Here is a 19,021-nt window from a genome sequence, read left to right as displayed (position 1 = left end):
ACTTCGTACTCCCTTTTCTTTATTAATTAATTATTTGCTTGATTAACAGCGCTTGAAATAATTTTGGTTAGCTTTTGTAGATCTTCAAATTTCACATTATGGAAAAGAGAAATTCTAAACTGATTCTTTCCTAACTTTCTGTACGAATCAATTCCGTTAACTGCATTTTGTTGCTCAAGTACTTTAATGAGTGCTGCAGCTTCATACTTATCATCGATATTAATCGTCGCAACAGAAGTTGAACGATACTTCTCATCAGAAACGTATGCCTCAAGAAAGCTTTCTTCCTTTGCCCAGCCGTAAATCATATCAGCTTTCTTGCGTGCAAGTTCTACTGCATTCTTTTCTCCGCCTTGAGAATTCATAAGCTTTACCTGCTCATTTAAGTAGAAAAGAGTTGAGATACTTGGTGTATTATAAGTTTGATTCTTAAGAGAGTTATCAATAGCAACAGTCCAATCCATAATACCAGGAATATAGCGATCAGTCTTTGCAATCTCTGCAGCACGCTTTAGTGCTTTCGGTGACATAATAGCGACAAAGAGACCACCTTCAGATGCGAAAACTTTTTGCGGTGAAAAGAAATAGCAGTCTACTTTAGTTAGATCAAGAGGAATTTGCCCTGCACCACTTGTTGCATCCACAGCGACAAGTGTCTCATCATTAACACTTGGGATTGTCGTCGTTTGAACACCTGTAGAAGTTTCATTAAGAGTAAAACAAATCATGTCAGCATCAGCATGAGCATCTGAGCCTTGTGGCTCACAACCTTGGCCATACTCACTTGCAATTTCCTGTGCTTCAATCCATGGAATTGCATGATGTGACTTAAACCATTTATTTGAGAATTCACCACATGTGTAGTGAACACTTTTTTTATTAACGAGACCAAGACCGATCATATCGAAAAGAAAAGTTGCTCCACCGTTTCCTAAAACGACTTCATAACCTTCAGGTAAGTTGTAGAAATTTTTTAATCCCTCTTGTACTTCTTTTACAAGATTTTTCACTGCCGGTTTTCTGTGAGAAGTCCCAAGTAGCGTTGCTTTTGTATCAGCAAGTCTTTGAACGAATTCAGTTGGAACAAGTGATGGCCCAACACCAAAGCGTGGATCACTAGGAATTAATTCATTAGGTATCTTATAATTTTCGAACATATTTAAAATCCTTTTTAAGTTTCTTTAAATCTCTTGGCATTTTAAATAAAATGCCAGTATTTGGAAACAAATAAGAAGTTGTCAAAGCTTGAAAACTTCTTAACAATTATTACATGAAAGCAGCCCATTCTTTACTTCTGTGCATTATATGCATACTTCCATTTTCTATAAAGGCACAGGAACTTAATATTCCTGGCGAGTTCTCACTTGGAGTTGGGAATTTGACGAAATACGTCGGTAAAATTCAAACCGATATTGATGGCGGGAGAAATTACTTCACTTTCAATCCATTTATCAGGGCCAATTATCGCACAGATATTGCTTGGGAAAAAAAGCTAAATATTGAAACAGGTTTAACTCTTCCAAAATCGAGTGAAGATAGTGCAGTAACTGTTACAAACCTTTGGATTCATGCACTTATCGAACACACCTTCAATCAAAGCTTTAGAGTACAAGCAGGAGTTGGTATTTTCTTTACCTACACAGCAATGGATGGAAAAATGCAAACTCTTGGCAATGGAACATCAACACAACAATTCTACACACCGGATGATTACCAAACAGCAGTTAATAATATTGTCATTCTTGGTGCAGATTACCTCTTCAATAAGACTTACTTTGTAAATGGACAATTAAGCGTCTTCAACCTTGAAGATGGTGATGAGCGCGCATTTAGTTATGCATTATCTCTTAACTATACTTTTGGAAATAATTAATGAAATTTATAATAAGCTTACTTCTTTCAACATACACCTTAGCATTTACGATCAACGCAAATATACCTATTCGCTTTGCAAGTCCAGAAATTCGTGTCGATATAGCGGATAATGCTTGCGCAAATATTACAGACTCTGCTGATGAAATCATGGATATGGTAGAGATTGCAGTTAGTGATTATTGGAATAAGATTGCGACAAGTAGTTTACACCTAAAAGGTGGCGATATCTTAACGGTTAACAATGATTATACAACTGAACAAATCTGTGCTGCAGGAGAAGCTGGTTGTGTCAGCCAAGTACCAAGTACTAACACACAGATTCTGATCGTTTGTAATAGTAATAATACAGTTTTTACTTCCACAGGAATTTTAGCTGTAACACTACCAAATAATCTAAACGGAACAGTTATCCAAGGCTCTGTCATTGGCCTAAATGACATTGCAGGAACTCGCTACAACGACCAGACAAGGGCCCAGAAGATTGCTCTTTTTGCCCATGAAATCGGACATGCCTTTGGCCTTGGCCACTCTTCAAAAGAAAGCTCACTTATGTACTTTAGAAACCTCACAGGTAGAGAAACGATTGGGCAAGACGATTGGGATGGTGCCACTTACCTTTATCCTAAGGAACAAATACCAATGTGTGGCTCAATTGCACCGATAAAAGATAGTGCCAAGTATGATGGCCATATTTATGAGGATATTGAGAAAAAGATAAGTACGGAATTTTCTGAACACCCGCCAGCAAAGGATTCCGCCGCCTTGATCGCAGGGCTGTGCATGCTATTATTGGTCTTAGTTTCAACAAAGAGATTTGCGCAAGCAAAAATTTATTAACAAAAGATAATATTTACTAAAGTATTATCACTAAGTACCGATAATCACATTATGGAATCAAAGTCAGGTAAATTTATTATTGGAATTCTCATTATTTTCTTATTTAAGATTGCTGTTGCAGATAATATGAGGGATTCCAAGTCGCAAAAAGTAACAATTTCAGTTCTTAAGTAAGTGCTAATTTCGTAAAGTGCTCTCCTCTTTTGACGTAATTTGCATACTGATCAAAAGAAGGAAACGCTGGAGAAAATAGAACGACACTTGTGCTAAAGCCTGCTTTAAAAATCTCATCCAAATTTTCAAAATACTCAGATTCAATTTCAAAATTTGATTCACTTAGAACCTTTCCAGATTCACCAAAGAAGAGAATCTTCTTAATCTGACTCTTAAAAGGAAGAAGCTTCTCAAGCTGGTTATCACCATGACCACGAAGCTGACCGCCAATGATCAGCTCAACTTCCCCTAACTCCTTCACACCGTTTAAGGCCGTAAGAGTTGCCTCCCAATTTGTGGACTTGGCATCATTAAAGAAATAGCGTCCTTCTTGCGTGTGTCTTATCATCTGCAAGCGGTATTCCACACCACCAAAGACTTCACAGGCATTTTGAAATGCCTTGATATTGCCAGTAAAGGCATCCCACATAAGATAGACAAAGTATGTATTGACGAGATTGTGTTCACCGTAGATTTTAAGTGAACCAATATCAATAACCTCAGAAAGCTCTTCTTTAACCTTAGCAATAGAGAGATCAAGTTGATGCTCGTTGCGAATTGGGTATTCATTTTTAACTTCTAAATTATTCGGTAAGAATCCAATTCCTTCATTGGCCATATTCTTAAAGATTTCGAATTTATCAAGTGCATATGATCTTAGATCATCATAGCGTTCACCGTGGCTGAAAGTCAGGTTTAAGATTCCCGCAACATCACACTGAAATTCTTCAATGAGGTTTAGTTGAAAACTTGAAAGCTCTAGAATTATACCTTGGGCAGGTTCACGCTCTCCACTCATGCGCTCATAGATATAGTCACAAAATGGTGTTCCAATATTACCACCAACAAAGTAGTCACCAGTTGGATCCTGCTTGCCACATTCTTCAAGGAAAGAGACAACTGTTGTCTTACCATTTGTTCCTGTCACTCCAAGAATTGGTGCATCAGCAAATTTATAAGCAAGTTCAATTTCACACCATATTGGGCATGATGCTTTTGAAAATAATGGCAACTCCTTAGACATCCCCGGTGAGAGAATAATCAGATCCATCTCCCCTAGCATATCGGCAGCTTCATCTTGAGGAAGTCTCGCCTTAATACACGTCGAATCTTCAAAGGCAGGCCACTTATCAACAGGTCCTTGATTAACTAAATAAATATCCTTACCTAGGAAGGCCAGCAAGCGAAGTGCTGAAACTCCAGAAACCCCAAGGCCTACAACAGCTATCTTATTATACTTATTTAACGATTCATTGATGATCATATGACTATTACCTTCCAAAATATGGATAAAAGTGCTACATTGCTGTGCATGAATTATCAGCAGCTTTTTTTAAATCTTGCCACTATTTTAAGGCCATACACTAAGCTATGGCAAAGAGAAGTTCTCCAAGCATGGCGCGCTGGAGAAATCGACGAGCTGTATCCTGAAGAATTCCTCACACCTCTAAAAAAGCTTACTCACGAAGAACTCTATGAGATGGACTGTCTTCGCGATTACTCGAAATTAGAAGATGGCCCCTTAAAAACTTTACTATGCTCTCTTAGAGAAAATGAAGTTTATGAAACGGTGGATGAAGAACTCATTCGCGGCGTGGATGAGCTTCCGAGTTGGGCATTTAATAAAGTTAAGGGAAAGAAGCAAGACGAAATTTTAATCATTGCAAATTTTCTTAAGAAACTTAGAAATAAGGAAGGCGATTTTAAGCATACTGTTGATATTGGCGGTGGTGTTGGTCATCTTTCGCGCACCCTTGCCCACTACTTTGGCATGGAAATGATTAGCCTTGATATTAATAGTGAATTTCAAGAAATTGGAAAAAATCGTTTAAAAAAGTACCCAAGGCCAGATCTGGCAAAGGACGTAAAGTTCATCAATCATGATTTTAGTATTGATCTTGATGGAGATGAGAATGCGCGTATTTTTTGTAATGACTCTTTCTCCCTAGGACTTCACACTTGTGGCTCTCTTGCGGTTAAGCATATGCAGGTGGCAAGTAGAAATCAAACTCGTGGACTTCTAAATTTTGGTTGTTGCTATAATAAACTTGAACCAAGTAAGCATATTAATATTTCAAATTATGCAAAAGAAATTGGGCCACTAGAGCTTGAGAGTAATAGCTTAACTTTGGCAACTCGTGGCCATCAAAGCATGAGCCTCGAAGAATTCGAGCAAAAGAAAAAAGTTAAGAACTATCGCTATTGCCTTCAAATCTACATTGATAGTGTACTAGGAAGTGATATTGATGTGATCTCAATTGGTGATGCTCATAAAAGACTCTATGCTAAATCCTTTAGTGAATACGCTATTTCAAAGCTAACAGAAAACAATATTCCAATTAATTTAACAGCACAGCAACTTGATGAACTCTATGCAAAAAATCAAGAGTTATTAGAAAAGCTCTTCTTTGCCAATATTGTTCGCTGGCAGTTTGGCCGTGCTCTTGAGCTTTACCTTCTCTATGATCGTGCTATCATGTTACAAGAGCGAGGCAAAGAAGCAAAACTTATGGCATTCTTCAATGAAGTAGAGTCCCCTCGAAATATTGGAATTTGGTATCATGAACGTAAGCAATCATAGAGATAAAAAGACAGTACTTATCACGGGCGCAACAACAGGTATGGGTAAGGCCTTTGCTGACTATTTTGCCTCTCTTGGATACGACCTCTATCTTCATGGCCGAAACCTTACTCTTCTCGATCAAAATGCAAAAGAGTACCGAGAGAAATACCAAGTAAATTGTGAGATCATTATTAAGGATCTGTGCGAAAGTGAAGCTTGTGAATACGTAATCTCTAAGATCAAAGAACCTTTGTCATACCTTGTTAATAATGCAGGCTTTGGAGTAGCTGGAAAATATCTTGAAACAGATATTGAAAAACAAGTAAGCATGCAAAGAGTACATGTCGAAGTACCAATGCGCTTAAGCCATCACTTTTTACAGCAAAAAGAAGAACTTAAAATAATCAATATCGCTTCACTCTATGCCTTCTTCCCTGTTCCAAGACAAAGTGTCTATGCGGCCTCAAAGAGCATGATTCATTCATTTAGCTTGGCCCTAGGAAGAGATCTTAGCGGGACAAACAAACAAGTTATTTCAGTTTGCCCTGGACTTGTTTACACTCAATTTCGAATTAACCAAGGCAAGGCCGAAAAGCAGCACTTCAGTGGTATTTCATCAGAGCAAGTGGTGAATGAGACGATAGGCGCACTTAGCAAAAACAAATTTTATATTGTCCCAGGCTTTCTAAACAAAATCTTCAAAACCCTATTAACCACTATACCTCACACACTTACACTGAGAATAATTGAGCGCGTCAACACAGGGCGTGGTTACTAAAAATACCTTACACCTCTAGTCAGATATACATTTCCCTATTAAACTAGGGCCCACACAACACACAAATTTTTGAAAATTAAGAGGACTCCATGCAAACAACAACTGTTAATATCAATGATATTAAACTTAATAGTGAATACCTAAGAACAAATACTGATGTTGATACATTAAAAATCAGTATCGAAAATATTGGTCTAATTAATCCTCTAACAATTAATAAAGATAATGAATTACTAGCAGGTGCTAGAAGATATCAAGCACTCAAAGAACTCGGTATTGAAGAGATTCCTGTTCACGTAGTTGATAGACAAAGCCTTGAGCAAGAACTTATTTCAATTGATGAAAACTTAGTGAGAAGACCACTTGATAAACTTGAATTTGAAAAGTGCCTTAATCGTGGGCGCGAAATCTTTGAAGAGCTTAATCCGACAGCGACTAAGATTGAAGTTGATGTAATCGCAACAACAACAGAAGAGAAGAAGCTGGAAAAAGCTAAAGAAGAGCAAGATCAAGATTCATTTGCTGCCATTACTGCACAAAAGACTGGTCTTTCAAAGAGTGTTATTAAAGGAGCAATCAAAAGAGATGCTCTTGCTTCAGAACATGTTAAGAAAGCACGCCAGCTTGGTCACATCAATGCAAGTGTAACAAATGAAATCATCAAATTAGACAAGGAAGTGCAAGATAGCGTTCTTCCAATGATTGCAGATAAGACAGTAAAAGAAGTAAAGCAAATCGTTGCAGCTGCTAAACGAGGTGGAGTTCAAGAAGCAGAACAGGAAATGGAGACAATGGAGCCATTACCAGCTGAATACGCACACCTAAGAAACCTATCAAAGAGAATGAATAAGAACCTTACTCGAATTCTTTTAGAAGAATTAACTTATGAAGGTAAAGAAGCAGACTCAATTATGAAAGAGCTTAGAAAGATGCAAGAAAATCTTGAGCGCTTTTTTAACATGGGAACGACATCAAATCATACATCTTCTGTAGAAGTACAAGATGAAGATATCGTGGCGGAGCCTACAGTTGTGCTTGAAGAAGGACAACAAGAGTTCAATCCTGAATATTCTCTTTAATAAAAACCACTTTACAAAAAATTGACAATATAACGCTTTAAGCAGATGACGAATTACTTGGTCATCTGTTTAAAGTTTCGTTATGATTATTGTCATGAAATTAATCAAAGAAAACACTCTCTTCATTATGTGGATTGTTGCAGTACTTGCAACAGCTGGCTCGCTATTTTTTAGTGTGATCATGGAATTTGTTCCATGTGCACTTTGTTGGTGGCAAAGAATTGCAATGTATCCTCTTGCGGCCATATTATTAATTGGCTTCTATCAAGATGATAAGCGCAGCATACTTTATAGTGCACCATTCATTTTTGCAGGCTGGCTCATTTCGATTTATCACAATCTTGTCCAGCTTAAAGTCATTCCTGAAAGCGCTAGCCCATGTGTTAGTGGTGTGCCGTGTTCAGAAAAATGGATTAATTGGTTTGGTTTCATCTCAATCCCAATGCTGGCATTCTTTGCTTTTACAATTTTATTATCACTATTCTTATTAGAAATTTATAACAACAAGGAATTTTTAAATGCAAAAAAGTCATAAGATCATAGCTGCGATTATTACAGTTATTGCAGTATTTGCTATTAGTGCAACATTTTACAAGAAACAGCAGGCGGCCAAACTAGGCTTTATGGCCAATGAAAACCACAAGCTATTTGTACGTGATTACTCTCCATCAATGGGACCAGATAATGCAAAAGTTGTTCTCGTAGAATTTCTAGATCCGGAATGTGAATCATGTCGTGCGTTTTCTCCATATGTAAAAGAAATCATGAATAAATATGAAGGAAAGGTAAAACTAGTCGTTCGCTACGCTGCATTTCATAAGAACTCTGCATATGCAATCTCAATTTTAGAGGCCGCAAGAAAACAAGGAAAGTATTGGGAAACACTTGATCTATTATTTAAAAGTCAGCCAGCATGGGGAAATCATCATAACCCGAGACCAGATCTTATTTGGAACTACCTTACAACTCTTGATTTAGATATCGACAAAATTAAGAGTGATATGCATGATCCAAAGTTTATGGAATGGATTAGACAAGATGCTGAAGACGGTAAGGCCCTTGGAGTTCGTGGTACACCAACATTTTTTATCAACGGCAAGCCACTAGAGCGCTTTAGCTACCAACAACTTGAATTACAGATCCGAGAAGAATTAAATAAATAACATGCATACATTTGCCAACTCCCACTTTCTAAAATTAATTGAAGATAGTGGGAGTGCATGCCCTCAAAGAGGCTGGGAGCCTGTCCACATTGAGGGAGAAAATAATCAACTCATCTCCTATATAAAATCTCACAGCTATGGTGAATATATCTTTGATTGGGCCTGGGCAGATCTTTATCACCGTATGGGAATTGAATACTACCCAAAACTAATTCATGCCATCCCTTTTACACCAGTAAATAATAGTAAATTCACTCAAGAATTTGATAGTAAACTTCTAACGAAGTCTTTTGATATGTATCAAGGACTCGTGCTATCAAGTGAGCACTACTACTTTACAGATGAGAGCTATCTTGAACTTAAGGAGCTTGGCTTTTTTAAGCAAATCACAACACAGTATCATTTTATTAACGAATTCGAATCGTTTGACGACTATCTTTCTAAACTTAAAAAGAATAAAAGAAAGAGTATTAAAAAAGAGCGCAAGGCCTGTCACTCTTACGATATTGAGATAAAAAAAGTTTTCGCTAAAGAGCTTTCATCAGATGAGCTTAAGCAAATTTATGGTTTATATCTAACAACAATTGATAAGAAATCGGCTTACGCCTATCTTACACTTGCCTTCTTCTTAGGTTTAAACACACTAGATAATTGTTTTTTTCACCTCGCCTATAAAGAAGACTCAATTATTGCAATGGCGCTCTTTTTTGAATCTGAAACAAAACTCTACGGACGCTACTGGGGAATTCACCCTCTACACCAACACAATTTCGAATTTCTCCACTTTGAAATGTGTTACTACAAAGCAATTGAGTATACGATTGAAAATAACCTAGCGATCTTTGAAGCTGGTGCTCAAGGAGAACAAAAGCTCTATCGTGGCTTTAGGCCAGTAGAGATTGAGTCATGGCACCATTTAAAAAATGTACAATTACATGAAGCGATTGCCAATCATGTACATAATCAAAACTTGAGTGTGAAAAAATATCATGAGGATTTAAAGGGACTACTTCCTTTCAAAAGTAGTCCCTAAGTTTTTAATTAATTGTAAACTGAGAATCTTTATAATCAATCTTTAAGTCTTTTTCTTCTAGGTCATGTGCCATTATCTCTTTTGATAAAGGCCTAGTAACGAGTCTGTTAAAGATTGATGCCAGAGGTCTTGCTCCATAGGCTTCGCTATACCCTTGCTCATTAAGTTTCGCACGTACACTTTCAGATAGATCAACTTTAAGTTTACGTCCAAGAAGTCTCGAGTTAAGTAAGCGTACTTGCTTATCAATTAGCGAGTTCATAATTGAGCGATCAAGAGCATTGTATGTCAGAACAGCATCAAGACGTCCCAACACTTCTGGTTTAAATGCCGTTTCTACTTCTTTCGCATTTGTAGTGACAAGAATAATCGTATTTTTAAAATCAATCGTGCGACCTTTGTTATCTGTGAGCCTTCCATCGTCGAGAATCTGTAACAAGATATCGCCAAAATCATGATGGGCCTTTTCAATTTCATCAAATAGGATCACTGAATAAGGGTGACGTCTTACTGCTTCAGTTAGAACACCACCCTCTTCATAACCAATATAACCAGGGGCCGCTCCAATGAGCTTACTCACAGAGTGTTTTTCACTAAACTCTGAGAGGTCAAAGCGAATTAAGTTATCTTGTGTATCAAACAAGAACTCACAAAGGGCCTTTGCTGTTTCCGTCTTTCCCACACCACTAGGACCTTTTAGGAGGAATGAACCTAGTGGTCGAGAAGGGTCAGTTAGACCAGCGTGGGCCGACACAATGGTATCAGCTATTTCAGTCAAGGCTTCCTCTTGTCCGTAAACACGAGACTTTAAGAATCCTTCAAGCTGTAATATTTGCGCTTGTTTAGATTTAAGGATTTTCTCAACAGGAATCCCTTTTTGTCTTGAGATCACAAGTGCAATATCCTTTGTCGCTAGAACCCAATCATGATGGCAAGCTTCTAGTTCTTTTTCAACTTCAGGAAGTTGAGAATATTTAATCATTGATGCCTTTTCATAGTCCTGATTTCTTTCAGCTGCCTCAAGCTCAAAATTTAAGCGATCGCGCTGATTCTTTAACTCGGAGACTCTTTTAAGAGAAAGAACTTCTTCTTCCCATGTACTTTTTTGTGCATTGAAAGTTTTTTCTAACTCTTCGACTTCCTTAGCAAGCTTTTCATTATCCTTATCAATCTGCATATTAACTTTCTTAGAACGAATATCCGCTTCTAATTCAACCAGCTTAGCAGGCATAGCTTCGGCAGAAAGTTTAAGAGCACTTGCTGCTTCATCAACTAAGTCAATTGCCTTATCAGGAAGGTTCTTATCCGTAATATACTGATCAGATAAAATGACAGAGTTATAAATTGCATCATCAGAGATCTTAATTCCATGGTGGATTTCTAGCTTCTCACGGATACCCATTAATATTTCAATTGCATCTTCTTTTGAAGGCTCATTTACAGGTACCGCACGAAAGCGCCTCTCAAGTGCACTATCACCTAGAATATACTTTTGATATTCTTCATCAGTCGTTGCACCAATACAATTTAGCTCACCTCTTGCTAGAGCTGGCTTTAAAAGATTGGCCGCATCCATCGCACCATCTGTCTTACCAGCACCAACTAATTGGTGTATCTCATCGATAAATAGGATTGAAGTGGCCGCATTTTGCTTAATATACTTTAAAAGCTTTTGTAGACGTTCTTCAAATTCACCACGAAATTTTGTTCCGGCCATCAAGGCCCCCATATCAAGGGCATAGACAGTTTTACCTTCTAGTACATCGGCGACAGTCCCTTTAACAATCATTTCAGCAAGGCCTTCAACGATAGCTGTTTTACCAACACCGGCCGGCCCAACTAAAACAGGGTTATTCTTTCCACGACGTCCTAGGATTTCCATCACGGCACGTATCTCTTTAGAGCGACCGATGACAGGATCAAGCTTGCCTTCTTGGGCCATTTCATTCAGGTTCGTCAGGAAGGCAGGAACCTCTTCTTCGTCTTCATTCATAGCAGAGTTAAAGACATTCGGATCGATATTGAGACTGGAGAGGGTTGTCACAATATGCTTTAGAAGATCAGTTTCTGTTACTTCCTGACGGCCTGATTGAATAGCATTGGAAGATGCCAATGTTAGCCACTTACTTAGGCCAGCAGTTGGTCTAACATTATCAAGTGAAACTTCTTGAGAAGCTTGAGGTAAGCGCTCAACTTCGGCCTTAATATCTTTTAATTTATTCTTTAGTGCTCTTGATGAAAAAGAAGAAGGATTTTTCACCAGCCCGTAAGCAAGGTGCCACTCAGATAGTTGAGTATTCTTCTTTTCCATAAGAAGAGATTGGGCAATATCGAGACTGCCTGCAACGATTGAATCGTACTTATTCATAAAAATTCCTCCACGCAATTTTATGGGTATAAACACCTAAAATTATGAGGTATTTTTCCCCTTCTACTATAAAGATGGGACGTGTTTTATAATTGTCAAGGTAACCAAAATATTTTTTTCGAAATAAATGAGATTATTATGAATAAATTTTTTCTTCAGATTTTTCTAATCCTAGTTTTAATTTTAAAGGCACAGGTATTTGCCCAAAAACTACCACCTCTTGATCTAAGCTCACCACGATCGACGATGAATTATTTTTTAAAGTCAATGAAGGCCTACAAGCTTGGAAATGAAAGAGGACTCGATCAAGCAATACTTGCGCTCGATGGCCGCCATATTCCAGAGACAGTAAAAGATTTTAAGCTTAAAGATTTCTCACGAACTCTAATCACTATTTTTGATCGTATTGAATATATAGATGTAAAGAAGATCCCACGAAAGGTAGATGATGGAGTTTGGTACTACCGTAAAGAAGTCGTCCAAGTAGAAAATAAAGATCACAATGTTGAGATATCAATTCGCCAAGTACAACGTGGCGATAAGATGGTGTGGCTATTTACAAAGGAGACGATGAACTCCCTTCGCTTCTATGACCTCTCTCTTAAAGGTAAAAAAGTTGCTAAGGATGTCGTTTACAGCCAATCCCCTAAGGATCGATTAAAAGAATACCTTCCAGCATGGACATTTCATCAGCGCTTTCTGCTTTTAAATATTCACTGGATTCTGCTTCTTGTAATTACTCTTTTAAGCTTTATCGTTGACCGAATCATTCGCTACTATATTGCAGCAAAAACAATTTCAATTTTAAAGAAAAGAAATATCACTTTTACAGAGAAACAACAAAATAGACTAACCTCTCCTTTTGGTAGTCTTGCTTTTGCCTATGTGTTTCAAACGCTAGCAACATGGATTGATCTCCCTGCAGATGCACTCGTTCTTGTTGTTAAGGCCTGTGATATTGTCATGGCAATCTCTGTGGTATTTATTCTAAATCAACTTCTCACTGTTATTTGTCTCTATCTAGAGGACAAAGCACGTGAAACAGAAAATAAATTTGATGATATTGTCGTTCCACTTATCAGAAAGACTGCCAGATTTTTTATTTACGCAGTTGGAATCATCTTCATTGGAGATGCACTCGAGCTAGATATGAAATCAATTCTTGCTGGTATGGGGATTGGTGGTATCGCCTTCGCTCTTGCTGCCAAGGATACAATCTCTAACCTATTTGGTTCATTTACAGTTCTCTTTGATAACCCATTCACAATTGGAGATTGGGTAAAGATTAATAATGATATCGAAGGTATTGTTGAAGAAGTTGGTATGCGCTCAACTCGTATCAGAACATTTCACAACTCCCTGCTATCAGTTCCAAACGGAAACCTTATCAATGCCAATATCGACAACCTTGGACGCAGAAGATATCGTCGCTTTAATACAACTCTAGGTATCGATTACGCGACTCCTCCAGAAAAGATTGAAAACTTTTGTGAGAGTATCCGTCAGATTATCGTTGCTCATCCAATGACAAGAAAGGATAACTTCCAAGTATATTTTAATTCAATGGGAGCAAGCTCTCTAAATATTCTTGTCTATATGTTTTGGGAAGTTCCAAGTTGGGATGACGAATTAAATGAAAAGCATAAATTCTTATTAGATATTTTAAGAGCGGCCAAGAAGCATGGTATTAACTTTGCCTTCCCGACCCAAACTCTTCACGTTCAACAAGACCCAGGCGTAACTTATGCGCCAGAAAATGTGGACTTCAGTCGTTCTCAGCAGGTTGCAAGTGAGCTTGTGAGCGATAGGTGGAATGCACCTAATCGCTCTTCACAATTTAGACTTAAATAAACTTCTATAATGGCCTTAAAGTTAAGACTTTAGGGCCTGATTTCTTCATTAAATCAAAACTAAAGATTTGTGTACGATACTCATCATTCATAAAACGTTCTCTCTGATTATCATAATAAGGAGAAAGCATATGCCCAGAGTTTCCTAATGGAAGGATCCCGTAAGAAATATCGACATTAGCAAAGTCAATTAGTCGACGAGTACTTGGTCCTGTCACTGGAGTGTGTCCTGCTTCACATGAGACACGACGAATATGGTTGATACTATTGATAGATCCGTTGGCCTCATATGGGCCCTGATTGAATATTTTCGCAAGAAACTCATTTTTTCCAAATGGGTGAGGCATTGTTAGCTGATGAATAAGTCCCCAGCGCCACTTGCTGACATCATCTCCAAGCTCTTGCTTTAGATAGTTCACGGCCTCTTTAAATGCCATTGAAATGACCTGGTCACGATCTTCAATTGGTGCAGTCTTTTCAATATCCCACCAAGAGTTATCTGGCATTTCAAGTAAGCGGTAATAATAAATCCAAGAGTTAATGGCCTTACAATACTTAACGTAGTCCTCACCCATCTCATCCATTAGAAGCTTACGAATACGCATATTTGTTTCATGAAATATTGTCGGTCCAACCTGTTCTTTGCGAGAATGACCTTTCCAATCCATAAAGAATTTTAAGGCCTCTTCTTCAAGAGCAGTCATTGGATATTTCTTTAGCGCATTATTAATAATTTTTTGCATCCTACGATTATTCGTACTGAAGCTTGCAGTTTGAACCATCTTTTGAGAATCCATATCCCAATTATCTCGAAGCTCAAGTGACTTTAAAATAGTATTATAGCGATTATCTGAATGCCAACCACCACGGTGATAGATACCACTTTTCATTGTCTTTGGTGCATCATTAGCGGAAACAACAAAACCATTTTCAGGATTAATCTCATGAGGTTTCTCATCAAATGTATAGACCCCTAGAATCTTGCGATCAGGTGTTTGAACAAGATCTGATTCAAATGGATGTGATCTTTTGTAACTATCCCCCATGATAAGTCTTGCCACATTCCCATCAGCATCCGCATAGACAATATTAAGGCCAGGTGACTTAACGATACTTGTGGCCTTCTTTATCTCTTCAAAGTTTTTTGCACGGCCAAGACCATAAAATCCCTCAATAGGCTTGTTACCTTCTTGAAAGAAACTGAAGTGGGCCGCAATATTCTTTGCGTCTTTATTTACGGCCTGAACGATCTCATTAACAACAGGACCCTTCTTACTCCACTTGATTTGGAAATCGATTGACTCTTCTCCCTTCACTTTAATCAAAGAGTCTTCAACTCGTACAATTTCAAAATCATCTTCTAACTGATAAAGATCAACATCATCTGTGTAACTAATAGTTAATCCCCAACCAAGTTTTCGATTGTGGCCCATGGCCGGAAATGGAATAAGTGGTAGGAAGTGGCCATACATATGAAAGCCCTCTTCCTTATTCTTAATATTTGCTTCATACCAAATATTAGGTGCAGAAAAATTGATATGCGGATCACTTGCTAGGATTGGTTTTCCAGACTTCGTCTTCTTTCCAGAGATCGCCCAAGCATTTGAGCCAGTAAAAGTACCAATTCCTTTTAATAATGATTCGTAGTCAATAAAGCTTGCATCAACGACACGTCTTACACGCTTAGAGAAATCAACCTCATTATTAGCAAAGAGATACTTAAAATCACGATGCTTAACATTTGCCATAATATTTTGATAAGCAACTTCATTTCTCATAAATGGCGAAAAGCTATAATTTAAGTAAACGAAGACACCATAGATATCTTCGATATCAATTTTCTTAGGCTTTATTCCCAGTAAGAAAAATTCAATCGGCCTAACATTATTTTCAAGATAGTAGTTATAGCCGGCCATAAAAGACTCAAGATCTTTTCTCACAATCGGATCAAGAGAGGCCAAGATGCCATCACGAATATACTTAGAGTTTAAAGTACGAAATAATTTATCAACAGCGACAAGATCTGGCCCAAGAATTTCTGCAAGTCTTCCCTGGCCAGCACGACTAATTAGCTCATATTGAAAGCTTCGATCACCGGCCATTGAAAAGCCTAGAGCATAATTCATATCGTGACGAGAGTCTGCTTCGATATGAACAACTCCTTCATGATCACGATAGATCTTAGTGAGACCATTTAGGCCATCAACTTTAAGACTACCATGCATTACTGGAAAAGATCCCAATAGCATAAAGTAGACGCTTGCTATGATTAATATAAGAAGGCCTGCAATAATACTTAGAATCTTTTTCATGATGTTCTCTTAATTTTTAAATAAATTATTACTCTTAACTAATTCAACGACTTCTTCTGGAAGCATTTTTTCCCAGCCGCTCTCGCCGCTTGAGATCATCTCAATAACTGTACGAGACCAGATTCCTGATGCTTCATGATCATAACCTTCAAGATCGACAATTAACTTATTTTCACGAAGATACTTAACAAGAAACTCAAGAGACTTGTCATAAGTTACATCAGCAAAGCTTAGGCGATTTTTTGCATCATTATCATCTGCACATGGATAAAGATACAATTTAGTATTAAGGCCAAATAATTCACCTAATCCACCTAGGATCCCAAATGAAGTATCCTCATAATGCTTGATATTTAAAATCTCATTTAAATTATAAGTGTTAGTAATAAATGCAATTTGATTCTTAGCAATTGGCTGTAAGAACTGATTGAGTTCGAAGTAAGAAGCGAAGTTTGTAATTAAAACTTTTTGCTTAATTTTTGCAAGTAAATCAACACGAGCTAAAAAATCAGCGTTATCAATTGAAGATGAACGAGAAAGTAATTTTGACATTGAGATCTCTGAAAGAGTCACAACATTCTCACACTTCTCACTTGTGCATAAAAGCTCACGCCCTACTTTAAGCGCATCAACATTTCCCTTTGTTGGCGGCCTAAAAGAGCCTCTTAAAACAACAAGTGGCTTTCGATATAAGTAATCTTTGATTTGAACAACTTTACCATTCTCATCAAACATAACAGCAGAAGTAAACTTTCTCTTAACAAGTTCTAAAGAAAGAATACGAGGATCAACTCCATCAAAGGCCGGACCTTTAACGTCAATCATATCAATCTTAAGACGACTAGCAGATAAGTTATCCATTAGAGATGAAACAAGATGAGATGAATCATTTGAATTATAAAAACAGCTGTGGATCATATTCACACCAAGAAAACCAATGGCCTCTTGTTGCTGAAGATTTTCTTGATCAAGCATATTAACGTGAATGATTAAATCAGAAGGAGCTGCCCCTGCTTGATGTTGGAAACGTACACCAAGCCAACCATGACACTCTCCGCGACCAGAGTAACTTTTTGCTGCAACAGTATCAGCAAAGCAAAAGAATTTTGTTCCCTCTTCTCTTTGATCTTTAAGACGCTTGTACATTTTTGTGAATTCTGTCTCTAACATCGTATGTAGACGTCCTTGAGAAACATAACGTCCAGATGTCTCGACACCGTAAATAGCATCCGAAATTTGCATATCATAAGCAGACATCGTCTTAGCAACAGTCCCCGCTGCACCGCCAGCTCTAAAGAACTCACGAGCAACTTCTTGTCCTGCACCAATTTCTGCGAAACTGCCGTAAATTTTATTATCTAAATTAATTTGTAATGCTTTTTGTTTTGCTGATAGAATTTGGCAAAAATCCATAGTATAAATCCTTAAAATTTTTTAATTATAATAACAGCTTAGGACTCTATATGGCAAAAGAACACGACACGAATCTCTTTAAAAAACACATCTTTATTTGCAAGAGCTGTAAGAAGAATGATTGCCCTATGCTTGATGATGCCATGGCATTAAAGAGCGAGTTAAAGACATATTTCAACGAAAAATATGGAAAAGGTGTCGTTAGAGTTACTTCAAGCGACTGCCTTGGAAAATGCCGTGAAGGTATCCATATTGTCAGTTATCCAGAGGCAAAGTGGTTTAAAGATGGCACTAAAGAGTCGGCCCAGAGCCTAAAAGACTACGTAGATTCAAGCATTTAGAGTAAGTTCACAAAAAATTGACTTAGTTTTATCAAATATTATCCGATAATAATGATATAATTTCCTTAGGAAAGGAACCAAGGAGTGATTATGTGGATTCCTGTTATTATCGTTGGTATTTTAGTTGGAATTGCTTCAGTGAAAGAGAAGCAGGCCCGCGAGAAAAGAGCTAAGGCCTACATCCCTATTAAGGTCAAATAAATTTAGTTTTTGGCAAATTGAACGGCCACTTCTTTAGCGAAATACGTTAAAATCATATCGCATCCAGCGCGCTTAAAGCTCGTAAGCATCTCCATTGCTACGGCATCACCATCAACCCAGCCATTTTGAGCTGCTGCTTTAACCATGGCATATTCACCAGATACATTATAAGCGGCAACAGGTAGATTAGTGCGCTCTTTCATTTTAGCAATGATATCTAGATAGCTAATACCTGGCTTAACCATTAAGATATCTGCCCCCTCTGCTTCATCAAGCTCAATCTCACGTAGAGCTTCGATAGCATTGGCCGGATCCATCTGATAAGTCTTCTTATCACCTGCTTTAGGAGCACTATCCAGAGCGTCTCTGAAAGGCCCATAGAAGGCTGAAGCATACTTGGCCGTATACGACATAATTTGTGTATTTGAGAAACCTTCACCATCAAGGGCATCGCGGATAACTGCAATTCGTCCATCCATCATATCAGAAGGACCAATGATATCACTTCCCGCTTGGGCCTGAGCAAGTGCCATCCCTGCTAGAATATCCAGAGTTTCATCATTTAAGATCTCACCTGTTTTTTCACAAACAAGTCCATCATGACCATCACTTGAGTATGGGTCCATGGCAACGTCAGTCATGATAAGCATATCAGGACATGCGTTTTTAATATCTTTGATTGTTTTTTGTAGAAGCCCATTTGGATTCTTTGATTCTGTTGCAAAACGGTCTTTAATAGAATCATCAAGCGCAGGAAAAAGAGAAACGCATTTAATGCCAAGGTTCCAAAGCTCTTTCACTTCCTTTACAATTAGATCGCGTGAGTAGCGATTAATCCCAGGCATTGAAGTTACAGGAATCGTTTGATTTTCTCCACCTACGATAAAAAGTGGCATAATCAGATCATCTACTGTTAGCGTTGTTTCACGCATTAGAGATCTCATGGCGTGATTCTTTCTATTTCTTCTTGGACGAATATTATTTAAATACATAGA

Annotated in this window: 17 protein-coding genes; 11 read left to right on the top strand and 6 right to left on the bottom strand. The window is 37.8% G+C overall.

The window, feature by feature from the left end:
- Positions 1–26 precede the first annotated feature (26 nt).
- A complete protein-coding gene (locus tag ACMAYX_RS00350) occupies positions 27–1,157 on the bottom strand; it encodes an aminotransferase class V-fold PLP-dependent enzyme (RefSeq protein WP_103217012.1) in 1,131 nt (376 codons plus the stop codon).
- Positions 1,158–1,378: 221 nt separating this feature from the next.
- Between ACMAYX_RS00350 and ACMAYX_RS00345 the strand changes: the two genes are divergently transcribed.
- Genes ACMAYX_RS00345 through ACMAYX_RS00335 form a run of 3 tightly spaced genes read left to right on the top strand, consistent with a single transcriptional unit; the run spans position 1,379 to position 2,886 of the window.
- On the top strand, positions 1,379–1,873 hold the full coding sequence (locus ACMAYX_RS00345; RefSeq protein WP_412462516.1) for a hypothetical protein: 495 nt from the start codon (positions 1,379–1,381) through the stop codon (positions 1,871–1,873).
- Positions 1,873–2,712, top strand: coding sequence for a matrixin family metalloprotease (locus tag ACMAYX_RS00340; protein WP_392992198.1), 840 nt, complete (start codon positions 1,873–1,875; stop codon positions 2,710–2,712). The genes ACMAYX_RS00345 and ACMAYX_RS00340 overlap by 1 nt, the downstream gene beginning before the upstream one ends.
- A gap of 51 nt (positions 2,713–2,763) precedes the next feature.
- A complete protein-coding gene (locus tag ACMAYX_RS00335) occupies positions 2,764–2,886 on the top strand; it encodes a hypothetical protein (RefSeq protein ID WP_255407609.1) in 123 nt (40 codons plus the stop codon).
- On the opposite strand, the gene murD is transcribed toward ACMAYX_RS00335, so the two are convergent.
- Positions 2,879–4,189 (bottom strand): UDP-N-acetylmuramoyl-L-alanine--D-glutamate ligase, encoded by a 1,311-nt coding sequence (gene murD, locus ACMAYX_RS00330; protein WP_392992200.1) that lies wholly within the window; start codon positions 4,187–4,189, stop codon positions 2,879–2,881. The genes ACMAYX_RS00335 and murD overlap by 8 nt on opposite strands.
- A gap of 48 nt (positions 4,190–4,237) precedes the next feature.
- Here murD and ACMAYX_RS00325 point away from each other — a divergent pair, with 48 nt between their 5' ends.
- The 6 genes from ACMAYX_RS00325 to ACMAYX_RS00300 all read left to right on the top strand — a co-directional run bounded on the left by ACMAYX_RS00325 (position 4,238) and on the right by ACMAYX_RS00300 (position 9,541).
- A complete protein-coding gene (locus tag ACMAYX_RS00325) occupies positions 4,238–5,506 on the top strand; it encodes a methyltransferase (RefSeq protein ID WP_412471367.1) in 1,269 nt (422 codons plus the stop codon).
- A complete protein-coding gene (locus tag ACMAYX_RS00320; protein ID WP_412471366.1) occupies positions 5,487–6,266 on the top strand; it encodes an SDR family NAD(P)-dependent oxidoreductase in 780 nt (259 codons plus the stop codon). Before ACMAYX_RS00325 ends, ACMAYX_RS00320 begins: the two co-directional genes overlap by 20 nt.
- Positions 6,267–6,355: 89 nt before the next feature.
- Positions 6,356–7,345 (top strand): ParB/RepB/Spo0J family partition protein, encoded by a 990-nt coding sequence (locus ACMAYX_RS00315; RefSeq protein WP_103217006.1) that lies wholly within the window; start codon positions 6,356–6,358, stop codon positions 7,343–7,345.
- Positions 7,346–7,439: 94 nt separating this feature from the next.
- Positions 7,440–7,880 carry a disulfide oxidoreductase gene (locus ACMAYX_RS00310; protein ID WP_103217559.1) on the top strand — a complete coding sequence of 147 codons (441 nt, stop codon included), beginning with the start codon at positions 7,440–7,442 and terminating at the stop codon, positions 7,878–7,880.
- A complete protein-coding gene (locus tag ACMAYX_RS00305) occupies positions 7,864–8,508 on the top strand; it encodes a DsbA family protein (RefSeq protein WP_233189690.1) in 645 nt (214 codons plus the stop codon). The genes ACMAYX_RS00310 and ACMAYX_RS00305 overlap by 17 nt, the downstream gene beginning before the upstream one ends.
- A gap of 1 nt (position 8,509) precedes the next feature.
- Positions 8,510–9,541 (top strand): peptidogalycan biosysnthesis protein, encoded by a 1,032-nt coding sequence (locus ACMAYX_RS00300; RefSeq protein WP_412471365.1) that lies wholly within the window; start codon positions 8,510–8,512, stop codon positions 9,539–9,541.
- Positions 9,542–9,545: 4 nt separating this feature from the next.
- Here ACMAYX_RS00300 and ACMAYX_RS00295 read toward each other — a convergent pair whose 3' ends face one another.
- On the bottom strand, positions 9,546–11,909 hold the full coding sequence (locus ACMAYX_RS00295) for an ATP-dependent Clp protease ATP-binding subunit (RefSeq protein ID WP_412462513.1): 2,364 nt from the start codon (positions 11,907–11,909) through the stop codon (positions 9,546–9,548).
- A 138-nt stretch (positions 11,910–12,047) separates the two neighbouring features.
- Between ACMAYX_RS00295 and ACMAYX_RS00290 the strand changes: the two genes are divergently transcribed.
- Positions 12,048–13,760, top strand: coding sequence for a mechanosensitive ion channel family protein (locus tag ACMAYX_RS00290; protein WP_412469445.1), 1,713 nt, complete (start codon positions 12,048–12,050; stop codon positions 13,758–13,760).
- A 4-nt stretch (positions 13,761–13,764) separates the two neighbouring features.
- Here ACMAYX_RS00290 and ACMAYX_RS00285 read toward each other — a convergent pair whose 3' ends face one another.
- Positions 13,765–16,071: a penicillin acylase family protein gene (locus ACMAYX_RS00285; protein ID WP_412471364.1), complete on the bottom strand. Its 2,307-nt coding sequence runs from the start codon at positions 16,069–16,071 to the stop codon at positions 13,765–13,767.
- A 9-nt stretch (positions 16,072–16,080) separates the two neighbouring features.
- Positions 16,081–17,484 carry a TonB-dependent receptor gene (locus ACMAYX_RS00280; protein WP_392992213.1) on the bottom strand — a complete coding sequence of 468 codons (1,404 nt, stop codon included), beginning with the start codon at positions 17,482–17,484 and terminating at the stop codon, positions 16,081–16,083.
- Between the two features lie 50 nt (positions 17,485–17,534).
- Here ACMAYX_RS00280 and ACMAYX_RS00275 point away from each other — a divergent pair, with 50 nt between their 5' ends.
- Positions 17,535–17,825 (top strand): (2Fe-2S) ferredoxin domain-containing protein, encoded by a 291-nt coding sequence (locus ACMAYX_RS00275; RefSeq protein ID WP_103217000.1) that lies wholly within the window; start codon positions 17,535–17,537, stop codon positions 17,823–17,825.
- A 203-nt stretch (positions 17,826–18,028) separates the two neighbouring features.
- On the opposite strand, the gene hemB is transcribed toward ACMAYX_RS00275, so the two are convergent.
- Positions 18,029–19,018, bottom strand: a complete 990-nt coding sequence (hemB, locus tag ACMAYX_RS00270) for a porphobilinogen synthase (RefSeq protein ID WP_103216999.1) — start codon at positions 19,016–19,018, stop codon at positions 18,029–18,031.
- Between the last annotated feature and the right edge of the window lie 3 nt (positions 19,019–19,021).

Source organism: Halobacteriovorax sp. RT-2-3 (assembly GCF_047085075.1).
Classification (GTDB): domain Bacteria; phylum Bdellovibrionota; class Bacteriovoracia; order Bacteriovoracales; family Bacteriovoracaceae; genus Halobacteriovorax_A.
The sequence above is the reverse complement of the archived record's forward strand: the minus strand, read 5'-3'. Positions and strand labels throughout refer to the sequence as shown.